Annotated in this window: 13 protein-coding genes; 10 read left to right on the plus strand and 3 right to left on the minus strand. The window is 58.9% G+C overall.

Annotation, left to right across the window (positions count from 1 at the left end; genetic code table 11):
- Positions 1-17: 17 nt before the first annotated feature.
- Both ACP15N_RS03905 and ACP15N_RS03910 read right to left on the minus strand, forming a co-directional pair.
- Entirely contained in the window at positions 18-848 is an 831-nt protein-coding gene (locus ACP15N_RS03905; protein WP_425090906.1) for a GNAT family N-acetyltransferase, read from the minus strand.
- The gene (locus ACP15N_RS03910) at positions 845-1,534 is read right to left on the minus strand and encodes a GntR family transcriptional regulator (protein WP_425090907.1); all 690 of its coding nucleotides are present in this window, start codon (positions 1,532-1,534) and stop codon (positions 845-847) included. Before ACP15N_RS03910 ends, ACP15N_RS03905 begins: the two co-directional genes overlap by 4 nt.
- 224 nt (positions 1,535-1,758) lie before the next feature.
- On the opposite strand from ACP15N_RS03910, the gene ACP15N_RS03915 reads away from it, so the two are divergent.
- The 5 genes from ACP15N_RS03915 to ACP15N_RS03935 all read left to right on the plus strand — a co-directional run bounded on the left by ACP15N_RS03915 (position 1,759) and on the right by ACP15N_RS03935 (position 6,448).
- Complete coding sequence (locus ACP15N_RS03915; RefSeq protein WP_425090908.1) at positions 1,759-2,742, plus strand: ABC transporter ATP-binding protein; 984 nt, start codon at positions 1,759-1,761, stop codon at positions 2,740-2,742.
- Positions 2,743-2,779: 37 nt separating this feature from the next.
- Positions 2,780-4,045 carry an ABC transporter substrate-binding protein gene (locus tag ACP15N_RS03920; RefSeq protein ID WP_425091599.1) on the plus strand — a complete coding sequence of 422 codons (1,266 nt, stop codon included), beginning with the start codon at positions 2,780-2,782 and terminating at the stop codon, positions 4,043-4,045.
- A 98-nt stretch (positions 4,046-4,143) separates the two neighbouring features.
- On the plus strand, positions 4,144-4,965 hold the full coding sequence (locus ACP15N_RS03925; protein ID WP_425090909.1) for an ABC transporter permease: 822 nt from the start codon (positions 4,144-4,146) through the stop codon (positions 4,963-4,965).
- Positions 4,966-4,967: 2 nt separating this feature from the next.
- Positions 4,968-5,807 carry an ABC transporter permease gene (locus ACP15N_RS03930; protein ID WP_425090910.1) on the plus strand — a complete coding sequence of 280 codons (840 nt, stop codon included), beginning with the start codon at positions 4,968-4,970 and terminating at the stop codon, positions 5,805-5,807.
- The gene (locus tag ACP15N_RS03935; protein WP_425090911.1) at positions 5,807-6,448 is read left to right on the plus strand and encodes an aspartate/glutamate racemase family protein; all 642 of its coding nucleotides are present in this window, start codon (positions 5,807-5,809) and stop codon (positions 6,446-6,448) included. Before ACP15N_RS03930 ends, ACP15N_RS03935 begins: the two co-directional genes overlap by 1 nt.
- 152 nt (positions 6,449-6,600) lie before the next feature.
- Here ACP15N_RS03935 and ACP15N_RS03940 read toward each other — a convergent pair whose 3' ends face one another.
- Positions 6,601-7,458, minus strand: coding sequence for a LysR family transcriptional regulator (locus ACP15N_RS03940; protein WP_425090912.1), 858 nt, complete (start codon positions 7,456-7,458; stop codon positions 6,601-6,603).
- Positions 7,459-7,583: 125 nt separating this feature from the next.
- On the opposite strand from ACP15N_RS03940, the gene ACP15N_RS03945 reads away from it, so the two are divergent.
- The 5 genes from ACP15N_RS03945 to ACP15N_RS03965 all read left to right on the plus strand — a co-directional run bounded on the left by ACP15N_RS03945 (position 7,584) and on the right by ACP15N_RS03965 (position 12,797).
- Positions 7,584-8,717, plus strand: a complete 1,134-nt coding sequence (locus ACP15N_RS03945; RefSeq protein WP_425090913.1) for an ABC transporter ATP-binding protein — start codon at positions 7,584-7,586, stop codon at positions 8,715-8,717.
- Between the two features lie 4 nt (positions 8,718-8,721).
- The gene (locus ACP15N_RS03950; RefSeq protein ID WP_425090914.1) at positions 8,722-9,639 is read left to right on the plus strand and encodes a carbohydrate ABC transporter permease; all 918 of its coding nucleotides are present in this window, start codon (positions 8,722-8,724) and stop codon (positions 9,637-9,639) included.
- Entirely contained in the window at positions 9,632-10,555 is a 924-nt protein-coding gene (locus tag ACP15N_RS03955; protein ID WP_425090915.1) for a carbohydrate ABC transporter permease, read from the plus strand. The genes ACP15N_RS03950 and ACP15N_RS03955 overlap by 8 nt, the downstream gene beginning before the upstream one ends.
- Positions 10,556-10,659: 104 nt before the next feature.
- On the plus strand, positions 10,660-11,910 hold the full coding sequence (locus tag ACP15N_RS03960; protein ID WP_425090916.1) for an extracellular solute-binding protein: 1,251 nt from the start codon (positions 10,660-10,662) through the stop codon (positions 11,908-11,910).
- 62 nt (positions 11,911-11,972) lie between these two features.
- Positions 11,973-12,797 carry a metallophosphoesterase gene (locus ACP15N_RS03965; RefSeq protein WP_425090917.1) on the plus strand — a complete coding sequence of 275 codons (825 nt, stop codon included), beginning with the start codon at positions 11,973-11,975 and terminating at the stop codon, positions 12,795-12,797.
- Positions 12,798-13,110: the final 313 nt, after the last annotated feature.

A 13,110-nucleotide genomic window follows, 5' to 3' on the forward strand; every position in this document is an offset into this window, starting at 1 on the left:
GGCGGCCCGTGTTCGGGTCAGCCAAGCTCAAGACTGGTGACCGCATAGATCGGATGATGCGCTGCCACCGGTGTTCCGCGGTACATCCGCGCTGTCTTGAACCCTGCGTCCAGACCAAGCTGCGTGCACAGGTCAAACAATGCCGTGGCACTTTCTGGCACGTCCAGTGTGACGGGGCCTTCGAACAAGGTTGCGGCGTGCATGACAAGCCCTTGCGCGGTTGCCTCGTCAGCAGCGACAAGGGGGCCGATTTTTGCGCCAACCCGGCAGGCCCGCACCGTGCAGAAGCCCGTGATCGTGCCCGCGTGCTCGAAGACCACCGTGCGTCTGGTCGCAGCCCCCGCAACCCAGCCAGCAAGGTAGCTGGATTTCGCCACACCCGAAGCCGCGGCCTCCATCCCGATCAGGGTTGGGATATCGTCTGAGTGCAGATCACGAACGCCTTTCGCGCGCCCGCCATTCAACGTACCTGTGAAACGGGTGGTTCCGCCGGCGTAGGTAAATCCGCTGGCGCGGTAATTGTCCTGCTGGGCCTCAACGCCGTCCAATCCGATTGTGCGGTCGCCCGCGTGCCGAAGCGCGTGGGCCCACAGGCCGACCCCGATGCCATGCCCCCGGTAGGCGGCCCGGACGATGTAAAGACCGAGGAAGGCAAAGTCGGGCGTATGGTTGACGACAGAGATTGCCGCAATCGGCTCGCCGCTCTTGTCAACGGCGACAAAGAACCCGTCCGGATCCGTGGCGAAAAACGCCCCGGCATCATCAAGACCGGGGTTCCACCCCTCTTGCGCGGCCCAATCCAAGATCTGCGCCACTTCGGACAGGGTTGCAGTGCGAAATTCGATCATTGACGAAGCGCCTCCCTGAGAGAGGTCATGCCTTCCGCGCGCTCCTTCAGATCAAGCTGTGAAAAGATGTCGAGCAAGTGCCCTTTCATAAGCTCTTGGGCATTGTCGCCGTCTGCGTTGCGCACGGCATCGACCAGGGCGTGGTGCGCGTTGCTTTCGCACAGTGCGTTGCGACGACGCCAGTAAAGGGCGATCACGAGCGATGACCGGGATATCAGCTGTCTCAAGAACTGCTCGATGGTCTGCTGATCGGCCATGCGGGCGAGTTCGAGGTGAAAGTCACCGGACAACTTCAACGCAAGACCAGCCTCGTCACGATCGAGGGCCGCGTGTTCATCCTCGATGTGGCGTTCGAGTCTTTTGATATCGTTTGCGTTTGCGCGCTCCGCAGCCGCCCGGGCCGTACTTGGCTCCAGAAGCGCGCGGGCCTGAAAGACCTCTCTCGCCTCCTTCAGCGTCGGCTTTGACACGAAGGCGCCCCTGTTCTTCTCGATCGTCAGCAGCCCTTCGAACTCCATGACACGCAGCGCCTGACGGACGATGGTCCGGCTGACACCGAAGATCTCGCAGATCTCATCCTCCCGAAGTTTTGCTCCGGGATGCAGACGGTGTTCGTGCACCGCCTCGGTCAGTTGGGAAACGATTCCCTCAACGTTTGCTGGTTTCAGATCAGTCGCTGTTGGCATAATGCAGGTCCTTGCCAAAAGCGTGCACACCGCGCACGGGCCACTCAATCCTTCACACGAAATCAGGGCAGATCGTATACAATCTGTGCTGAAATTTTATACAAATTTCGCCTGAATTGGTCGAATTCGAGCAGTTGTTCATCTCGGCACCCGGCAGGACACGGGTTCTGCTTGGCCAGCGAAAGAAGCATCGCACAGAGTTGGCCCACACACGTGGAGGCGCGATGACCCCGAACCTGGACCTGGAACTGGTCGGCCTGACCAAGCGTTACGGCGCGACCGTTGCTGTCGATGCCATCAGCTATCACTTCAGCGCGGGGACCTATGCCTGTCTTTTGGGACCGTCGGGGTGCGGAAAGTCATCGACGCTGCGGATGATTGCCGGTCATGAATCCGTCTCCGATGGCGCGATCACGCTCGGTGGCCGCGATATTTCGCACTTGCCACCTGCGAAGCGCGGAACGGCAATGATGTTCCAGAACTACGCGCTCTTTCCGCATCTGAGTGTGCGCGAGAATGTTGCATTCAGTTTGAAAATGCAGGGCGTGGACGCTGCAACACGCGCAGCCCGTGCGGACGAGATGCTGGAACTCGTGGCCATGACCGCGCTGGCGGACCGCCTTCCGGCCCAGTTGTCGGGCGGCCAGCAACAACGCGCCGCGCTCGCGCGCGCGCTGATCACGAAACCAGATGTTCTTCTGCTGGATGAACCGCTGTCGGCGCTGGACCCTTTTTTGCGGGTTCGCATGCGTGCAGAGCTGAAAAAACTCCAACGCGAGCTCGGCATCACGTTTGTGCACGTCACCCACGGGCAAGATGAAGCCCTGGCGCTGGCCGATGAGATTGTCGTGATGAACAACGCGATCATCGAACAGGCCGGACAAACCCGCGCCGTCTTCGACGCCCCGAAAACCGCATTCGTCGCGCGCTTCCTTGGCTCCCACAACGTGGTATCGATGCCCGAAGGCACGCTGGCCATTCGCTCGGATGCCATGAAGGTCACGGCGTCGCAAAGCGCCAGACTGCCGGGCACAATCACCAACATCGAATACCAAGGCACGCATGTAACGCTCACCGCCGCCGTTCCCGGCGAGCAGGAAGTCACAGCACTGCTTTCAGATCGGGATTTCTTCGACAATCCGAAGGATTTGGGAGAGGCAATCGGCCTCGACTGGGAGGCAGGGGCAGCACACGCCCTGGCCGGTTAAAGACATGTTCAACAGAAGAGGACGAAACATGACGACCATTTCAAAGATACGCTATTCCCGTAGGTCAATGCTGAAAGCGGGCAGCGCGGCGGTGGCGGCCGCCGCGCTTCCGGCTCCAATGGTGTGGGGGCAAGAGACAAAAGACATCACCTTGCGCCAGTTTGGCACCGGGGTCTCGAACCTCAATGATGTGGCGCAGAAGGTCAAGGAAGACCTCGGCTTCACGTTGGAAATGACGGCTCTGGATTCCGACAGCGTAACCCAGCGCGCCGCTACTCAGCCCGACAGTTTCGACATCGCAGACATCGAATACTGGATCTGCAAGAAAGTCTGGCCGACCGGCAACCTGCAGGCGATGGATACCTCGAAAATCGCCAACTACGACAAGATCGTAGGCATCTTCCGAGACGGCAAACTGACGCCGGAAAGTACGATTGCCCAAGGTACCGCCCCCCATAGCGTGGGCTTTGTCGAAGGCCCGGGAGGCACGTCCTTCGTAGACAACGAATCCGGCTGGATGACCCTGATCCCCACGATCTACAACGCCGACACCCTCGGCATCCGCCCCGACCTGATCGGCCGCCCGATCAACAACTGGTCCGAGTTGCTGAACCCCGAGTTCAAGGGCAAGGCGTCGATCCTCGACATCTCGTCGATTGGAATCATGGACATGGCGATGGTCGTCGAATCGATGGGCGAATACACCTACCCCGACAAGGGCAACATGACCCGCGAAGAGATCGACATGACCATCGGCATCTTCACCGAGGCCAAGAAGAACGGCCAGTTCCGCGCCTTCTGGAAGTCCTTCGATGAAAGCGTGAACCTGATGGCCAGTGGTGAGGTCGTGATCCAGTCCATGTGGTCACCCGCCATCACAGCTGTCAAATCGCGCGGCATTCCGTGTGTCTACCAGCCGCTGGAAGAAGGTTATCGGTCCTGGGGTGGCGGCATAGGGTTGTCGTCGTCCCTGTCCGGCATGGAACTGGACGCAGCCTACGAGTACATCAACTGGTACCTCTCGGGTTGGGTCGGCGGATACCTGATGCGTCAGGGCTACTATTCGGCGGTGCCGGAAACATCGAAGGCGTTCATGACCGAGAACGAGTGGGGCTACTGGTTCGAAGGCAAGGAAGCCACCGACATCATCACCTCACCCACGGGCGATACGCTGGCGCAAGCCGGTGAGGTCCGCGATGGCGGTTCGTTCTTTGACCGCATGGGTGCGGTGGCGTGCTGGAACGCGGTCATGGACGAAAACCAGTACATGGTCCGTAAGTGGAACGAATTCATCGCAGCATAAGCGATGCCCGCCGGAGGGTTTCGGCCCTCCGGCTCTTTCCAGAGACAACAAGAACTTCAGAGGCGGTTTTGCGGAACAATTCGGTCGTTGGCTGGCTCTTGGCAGCCCCACTTTCCCTCGTGCTGCTTGTCTTTCTGGTCGCGCCGATTGCGATGATCATCGTCGTCAGCTTCTGGGGGGCGACGGAGTGGTCAATCTATCCGGCATTCCAGTTCGACAATTACGCGTTCCTGCTCACGTCGGACGTGACCTACAGGGTCTTCATCAACACGTTCAAATATGCCGCGATCACATGGGCTTGCACGCTTCTGATCGGTTTTACCGTCGCCTACTACCTTGCATTTCACATCCGAAGCCTGACCTGGCAAATCGCACTCTTTCTGCTCTGCACGATCCCGTTTCTGACCTCGAACATCATCCGCATGATTTCATGGATCCCGTTTCTCGGGCGCAACGGGATCGCAAACTCGACGCTCATCTCCATGGGGGTCATCGACGAACCATTGGAGTGGCTGTTGTTCAGCGATTTCAGCGTGATCCTCGCATTCGTTCATCTCTACACGCTGTTCATGGTGGTCCCGATCTTCAACACGATGATGCGGATCGACAAATCACTGATAGAGGCTGCTGCGGATGCCGGCGCCACAGGCTGGCAGACGCTTTGGCATGTGATCATTCCGCTGACCAAACCGGGGATCATGATCGGCACCATTTTCGTCGTGGCCCTTGTGATGGGGGATTTCATCACGGTGCGTTTCATGTCCGGATCCCAGTCCGCCAATGTCGGGCGGATGATCCAGAATGATATTGGACTGCTGCAATACCCGTCAGCATCTGCGACCGCAGTCATCCTGCTCGTCACGGTCCTTTTGCTGATCGGAACGCTCCTGCGCTTCGTCGACATCCGAAAGGAGCTCTGAAGATGGAACCGCGTCCCAAATCCTTCTACGCCCTGACTGTGTTTTTCATCCTGTTCATTGCATTCCTGTACGGTCCCACAGTGACCATCGGCATCCTGTCGTTTCAGGGGCCGCAGGGCGGATTGACCTTTCCGATGCGGGGCGTTTCGTTGCACTGGTTCCGCGACCTGTTCGAGCAGCAGGCCGTGGGCGATATCTGGGGCGCCTTTTCCCGGTCGCTTGTTCTGGGCCTGATGGTGATGGTGACGACTGTCATCGTGTCCGTGATGGGCGGCCTTGCGTTCCGCAAACGCTTTGCAGGCTCCTCCCTTGTCTTCTACCTGATCATCACATCGCTGGTCATCCCTTCGATCCTGATCTCACTCGGGGTCGGGCTGATCTGGTCCCAGTCAGGACTGCCGGTGCACTGGTCAAGCTCGGGTTTCGGGGCGCAGCTTACATGGACCTTGCCTTTCGGCCTGCTGATCGTGTTCGCCGTCTTCAACCGGTTCGATCCCTCTTTTGAAGAAGCAGCGCGCGACCTCGGCGCTAGCCCTTGGCAGGTCATTCGCCACGTTGTGCTTCCGATCATCGCGCCGTCATTGATCGGTGTCGCCCTCTTTGGGTTCACGCTCAGCTATGATGAATTTGCGCGCACCCTGCTGACCGCCGGCAGCTACAATACCCTCCCGCTCGAAATTTTCGGCATGACAACAAACGTGACAACGCCCGTTTTGTTCGCCCTGGGCACGTTGACGACCGTCTTTTCACTGTTGGTGATCTGCGTGTTCCTGTTGGTGGTGTGGATCATGAATCGCCACCGCTCACGGCAGGGATCGGATGCAGGCCAAGGCATGATCTGATGACTGTTATCGTCATCAACCCCAACAGCACCGTGTCGATGACACAGGCCATGCTGGAGCAGGCGCGCCGATCGGCTCCCGGATTGCGCTTCGAAGGATGGACATCGCACGATGGGCCGCCCGCGATTCAAGGCGCCGGCGACGGCAAGGCTGCCGCTGCGCCGCTTCTCAAACTTGTATCGAAGGCCTCTGACGCCAACGCGGATGGCATAATCATCGGATGCTTTGATGATACGGCACTTGAAGAGGCTGCCAATCTGGCAGACTGCCCGGTAATCGGGATCGGCCAAGCCGCCTATCACTATGCGGCACTCCGGAATTGGAGGTTCAGCGTTGTAACGACACTGTCAGCGTCGGTGCCTGTGATCGAGGCAAATATCGAACGTCAGGGGATGCTGCCGTTTGCCGCCAAGGTGCGCGCATCCGGGGTGCCGGTTCTGGCTTTGGAACAGGAGCCGACACACGCGGCTCTGGCCATCAAGGAAGAGGCACTTCTTGCCCAGCAAGGTGATGACATCGATGCAGTGATCCTGGGGTGTGCCGGAATGGTGCAAGTCGTCGAGATGGTGCGTGAATCGCTGGCCATCGAAACCATAGACCCGGTCGCCTGCGCCGCAAAATGCCTGAAGTGGATGGTCTGAAGGCCCTTCAAAGACCAAAGATCGAAACCCGCAAGATGATCCGGGCGAGACGCAGGCAAAGAAACGCTTGCAGCGTGTTGCACACGTCCCGGGCGTCCAAGGCCGTCGCACAACGGCGCTGCCTCTTGCCCAAGAGGAAGCCCGACAGCTTTCTAGTCGAGTATCTCCAGAAAACTTCTGGTGATCCTCAAGCCGTATTTGTGTTTCGGGATGACGATGGCGGTCGAGTAGTTCTGCTGCAAGTCCTCGATCTCCACCTCCCGAAGTCGTTCTTCCGCGACGGAGCTGTTCTGCAAGAAAATACCAACCCCAACGCCTTGAAGGATCGCCTCCTTCATGACCGGAAACGTGGTCATGGTGACAATGCGATGCGGGACTAGATTTGCGTTTTCAAGGGCTTGCGTTACAACACGCTGTGTAAGCGACCCCTTTTCGGGAAGAACCAGAGTATGCGCCGCGACGTCTTGGAGCCGCACGCGCTCGCGCGCAGCCAACGGATGATCGATCCGCGCGTAGAGCACGTATTTCGCTTCGACAATCGGGATTACGACCAGATCGGGCTGCGGCGCAGGTGCCGTGATAAGCGCGATATCGACCCGTTTTGACTTCACGCGATCCATGGCGGAGGCCCAGTCAAAAAGTGCGAAGTCCACCGAGATGTTGTCGTACCGCGAGGTGTAGCGCTCGATCAACGACAAGGCGGGTTGTGGCGCATTGGCGATGATCTTCAGATGTCCCCGGTCCAGCTGCGCATGACCGCGCAAGCGTTCGGTGATCTGCTGGTCGAGCGCGGCAAACTCATCGGCCAGTTCAAAGAGCTCCTGACCGGTCGCGGTCAGAGTGATGCCGTCCCTGCCCCGCACCAGAAGCTGCGCGCCAACCTCCGTTTCAAGTTTGGAGATATGCTGGGAGACGGCCGATTGAGACAGCCCCATGCGCCGCGCCGCCGCGGAGAAGCTGCCCTCCCGCACCGCATGCGCGAGGGCTTTGACGCGTTGCGCGTTGGGCATCCGCTTCCACTCTTGATGTTCCTGACGTGCCCACTGTTGCAGGTATTAGTCGCACTAATATGACGTCACGGAATCGAGACCAAGCATTGCCATGCTGACCTTCGTAGCGACCATCGGAGGCGGCCTTGGCGCAAATCTCTTTGCAGAAGATCGAGAAGTCTTTCGGCAGTACATCTGTCCTGAAAGGCGTATCTCTCGATATCGCAGAAGGTGAGTTCGTCACCCTGGTCGGGCCATCGGGCTGTGGAAAATCGACGCTTTTGCGGATTCTGTCGGGCCTTGAACACGCTGACGGTGGACGGGTGGAGATCAACGGGACAGATGTCACCAATATTCGCCCCGCGGACCGCGACCTGGCCATGGTTTTCCAGAGCTACGCGCTTTATCCGCATTTGAGTGTTGCGGACAATATGATGACACCGCTCAGGATGCGGGAACTCGGGGCCGTGGCAAGACTTCCGATCATCGGGCCCCTCGTTGCGCGCAAGACCTACCGGTCGCTCCGCAGCAAGGTCGAAGGCGTCGCGAAAACCCTCGAAATCTCGGCTCTTCTGGACCGAAGACCCGGACAACTCTCAGGCGGACAGCGCCAGCGCGTGGCGCTGGGGCGCGCCATGGTCCGCGAACCTGTGGCATTCCTAATGGACGAGCCGCTATCAAACCTCGACGCGGCCCTGCGGGTCCACATGCGGGCTGAGCTTTCGGAATTGCACCGCAGGCTCAAAACGACATTCGTTTACGTCACCCACGATCAGGCCGAAGCGCTGACCATGTCCGACCGCATGGCCGTCATGATGAAGGGGCGCATCTTGCAGCTTGGGCCCCCGGACAAGATTTACACCGACCCGGAAACCATTGAAGTGGCACGGTTTATCGGATCACCGGCCATCAACATCCTTGCTGGGGATGTGCACGCAGATGGGCGCCTCGACCTCTGGGGAGAGACGCTCGGTGTTCTCCCGAAACAGGTCGCACAACCGGTCAGCTTCGGGCTGCGCCCCGAACATGGGTTCCTGTCTGAAAGCGGAAGGTTTCGCGGGATCGTAAAGCATCGCGAAAACCTTGGTGCAGACATTTTTCTTCATATCGGCGTCCACGGGCAAGACAAGGTCATCGTGCTCAGATCGGAGCCTGCGCGCGCTCAGGACATGGGGATCGGTGCGAATATCCAGTTTGATTTCGACCGCACGCAGATGTTGATTTTTTCGGCTGACGGAAACCGCCTCCGCCCCCCCGTTGCCACCAGGGAAGTGGCTTAGCGCCATGACATCCAGAGCCCATCTTTGGTTTGTTGGTCCGGCGCTTTTTCTGATGGTCGTGATCCTTCTGCTGCCGATCCTGATCGCGGGCGGGCTCAGCCTGACGGACTACTCCCTTGGCAACACCGGCGCGAACTACGTGGGCCTTGAGAACTATGAGCGCATCTTTACCCGCACGACCTACGAGAAGATGTTCGGCGCGACCTTCCGCTACGTGTTTGTCGTTGTGCCGTTGACCGTGGGCCTTGGTCTGGGTGCTGCTTTGCTCATCCACTCGCTCACCCGGTTCGGAGATGTCTACAAGACAATCTACTTTCTGCCCGTCATGGCCGCTCTGATCGCCATGGCAATCGTCTGGGAATTTGCCTTTCACCCCACCATCGGGATCGTAAACGCAACCCTCGAACGTGGGTGCGGCACCTTCCTCGAAACCTGGACCTGGTACGCAAACGGCTGTGCCCGCAGCTTTCCGCTTTGGCTCACGGACCGCGACTACGCTATCTGGACGGTTTGCTTTATCGGGGTCTGGCAGGGTTTCGGCTTTAACATGGTCCTCTACCTTGCCGGTTTGTCGTCGATCCCGCCGTCGCTTTATGACGCGGCGGAGATGGATGGGACGACCTCCGGGTGGGAGCGGTTCCGCCTTGTCACATGGCCGCTTCTTGGGCCGACGACCGTGTTTGTTGTGACAATCAGTTTCATCCGATCCTTTCAGGTCTTCGACATGGTGGAGGCCTTCTACCCGCAGGGCGGAGGACCCTCGAAGTCTGTCTACGTGATGATGTTTGCCATCTACGAGAAGGGCATTCAGCAAAACCTCATGGGGATCGGTGCGGCGATTACGGTCGTATTCCTCGGCTTCGTGATGGCCCTGACCCTGATCCAGCGCTGGCTGGTTGAGCGGAGGACGCATTATGTCTGACATGACAAGCGCCCAGCTGGCCCGCAGCTCAGCGTTCTCGACGAACGAGACGATCAAACATGCGGTTCTGATCCTCGGCGCGCTGATCGTACTGCTGCCATTCTACACGATGGCCAGCCTGTCACTCAAATCGCCTGCCGAGATCATGCAGCAAACCGGTGGGTTCCTTGGCACGCAAGAGCCGTTTCGCGATGATTTCTGCGTCAAGCTCGGCAACGCGGTCGAAGACTGCATGGTCAATCCGATCGTCTACAACTACACAACCGCCTTCGAAAAAGCGCCGCTTCTGCGGTACCTTCTGAACGGCGTGATCGTAACGGTCTCGATCTTTCTTATTCAGGTGATCGTTGCCCTGCCCTGCGCCTATGCGCTGGCCAAGCTACGGTTTTGGGGGCGCGAGGCTGTGTTCGGTCTTGTGCTGTTCTGTCTGCTGATCCCGGTCCACGCCATCGCACTGCCGCTTTACATCATGCTGGCCAAATTGGGCCTGACGAACTCGTACGCTGCGCTGATCATTCCCTGGACGATTTCCGTCTTCGGCATCTTCCTGATGCGGCAATTCTTCATGACCGTGCCGGATGATCTGATCGATGCCGCCCGAATGGACGGGATGAGCGAGTACGGGATTATCTGGCAGGTCATGTTGCCCACGGCGATCCCGGCGCTCATGGCCTTTGGCATCTTCTCGGTCGTGGCCCACTGGAACGACTATTTCTGGCCGCGAATTGTCATCACCGGCAATCGAGAACTGTTCACGCCGCCCCTTGGTCTGCGCGAATTCAAAGGCGACGCGGACGGGGACAATTTCGGACCGATGATGGCCACGGCCTGCATCATCGTGACCCCGCTGATCGTCTGTTTCCTGCTGGCACAGCGCCGCTTCATCGAAGGGATCACGTTATCCGGCATGAAATGAGGCGACGCACGCGCCGCCCCATCAACCATTCCCACGTCAGGGAAGTTCACCCAGGGCTCTGTCAATCGCCAAACCTCCAGAGCCCGAGTTATCAGGAGAAAGTAATGAAAAAACTCAGCACTGCAATGGCGCTTGTCCTGCTCGCAGGCCCGGCGCTGGCGGAAGACAAGATCGTCATCGAGTTCGCCTATCCCTACAGCCACCTGTTCGATGTGACCTACGAGCGGATCCTGCCGAAGTTCTACGAGGCGTATCCGAACATCGAAGTGAAGATGCGCGCGACCTACGAAAGCTACGAGGATGGAACCAATACCATCCTGCGCGAAGCCGTGGCCGGAACACTGCCGGATGTGACCATGCAGGGCCTGAATCGCCAGGCAATTCTTGTTGAGAAGGGCATTGCCAAATCCCTTGAGCCGTTCATCGCGGACGAAGACGATTTCGCGAAGGATGGCTATCACAAGGCCATGCTCGATCTGGGCACCTTTGATGGGGATGTCTACGGTCTGCCGTTCTCCATCTCGCTTCCGGTTGGCTACTACAACATGGAAACGATGGCGAAGGCTGGCTACGACGAGACCAACTTGCCGACAACCTGGGAAGAGGTCGTGCAGGCCTGCGTGCGCCTGCGCGAAGCCGGTGTCGAAAACCCGATGTTCTGGGGATGGAACATCACCGGTAACTGGTTCCTGCAAGCCCTTATGTGGAGCCAGGACAAACCCACGGTTGAGGGCGCGGATTTTCAACTGGATACCCCCGAAGGCCTGACCGCGCTGAACACGATGCGGACGATTTTTCGGGGATGTGAAATGCAGAACCTCGAATGGAAAGCGGCTCTTGCGTCCTTCTCCGCCGGTGATATCGGCATGATGTACTGGTCCACCTCCGCTGTCGGCGCGGTGGAGCGCGCGATGGGCGAGTTCACGCTTGTGACAAGCGAGTTTCCCGGGCTGAGCGCCGATGGCCCCATGGGCCTGCCCGCTGGCGGAAACTCCGCGATGCTGGTGTCGACCTCCGAAGATCCGGCAGAGCTCGACGCAGCATGGAAATGGCTGAAGTTCATCACGTCTGGCGAAGGGGCCGCCGATGTGGCGCGGACGACCGGCTACATGCCACCCAACCAGGCAGCCAACGAGATCATCCTCAAGGATTTCTATGAGGAAAACCCGGCGAAGGCGACAGCCGTGCGCCAACTGCCGCTCTTGCGCGAATGGCAGGCTTATCCGGGTGACAATGGCCTTGCAGCGACCCAAGTCATCTATGACGGGCTCGAAGGCATCGTGACAGGTGAATTCGATGACATGGCGGAGCTGCAGGAAGAGCTGACCGAAGAAGTTCAGGACCTCATCCAGTAAACACTTCGGATGTCGACACCCCGGGCGGTTCACCTGCCCGGGGACAGTTCCAGGAATACGACATGAAACTGCTGCACCTCACCGATATTCATCTGACAAGGCCCGGCAACACGATCGGCGGCCGCGATCCCAACGCCAACTTCGAAAAGGCGCTACAAGATGCCCTGCACAAGCACCGGGATGCAGAAGCGCTCTTTATCACCGGAGATCTCTCCGACTGGGGTGATGCCGAGGACTATGCACGGCTCAGAAAGCGCATTGCGAATACGACGGTTCCGATCCATCTCCTGATCGGAAACCATGACGAAAGACCGACCTTCCTTAAGGAGTTTCCGGAGCTTGCAAATGCGGATGGACATGTTCAATACACGGTCCCCCTCTCGCTCGGGACAGCAATCTGCCTCGACACGTGGGGACCCGAGACCCATGCCGGGCATTTCTGCGAAACGCGCGCACGCTGGCTCACCAAACAGCTCGAACAGGTAGAAGGCCCGGTCTGGATTTTCATGCACCACAACCCGGTGCCTGTCCGCGTCGCGCCCATGGACAAGATCATGCTGCTTGATGCCGATCTGTTCGGCGAGACAATCCGACCTTTCGCCCGGAAAATCCGCCATATCTTCCACGGCCATTGCCATTTGCCATTGTGCGGCTCTCTCCACGGTGTGCCGTTTTCCGCCCCACGCGGTACGAACCATGCGGGCTGGGCTGATTTTGCAGCGACCCGACTGTTGTCCTCGGCGGACCTGCCAGAGGCCTACGCGGTCGCCTTTGCAACGCAAGCCTCGACCCTCCTGCATATGGTCGAGTTCGGCTATGACGGCGACATCAAGGGGGAAGGCTCGCCCGAGTACGCCGACTGGGACAGGATGACAATGGTCCGGTAGCGCTCAGGTAATTGATTTTCCGACCCAAGTCGGCTTGCGGAACGGTCACGAGATATCTGCGCGCAGTGTTGATCGGCATCAGAGGTGGTTTCGGGACCAAAACAAGCGCGCAGCCTCCTGCGGAACGGCGCGATCTGAGGCAGGCGAAGGCATTTGGGGTCTCGCAAAGACGGAACGCACCTTCGGGCATCTCGGTGTCGCGCCAAAAGTAGGTTTCAAAGTTGCAAAGACTTCGGCGCAGGCGTTGCGACCTGACCGTCGTGCCTGTGTTCCGTCGGAGCCTCTGCCGTCCGCCGAAGGACGCACCCCCAAA

Origin of the sequence: Tropicimonas sp. S265A (assembly GCF_049800835.1) — a bacterium.
In the GTDB taxonomy this organism is placed as follows: Bacteria; Pseudomonadota; Alphaproteobacteria; order Rhodobacterales; family Rhodobacteraceae; genus Dinoroseobacter.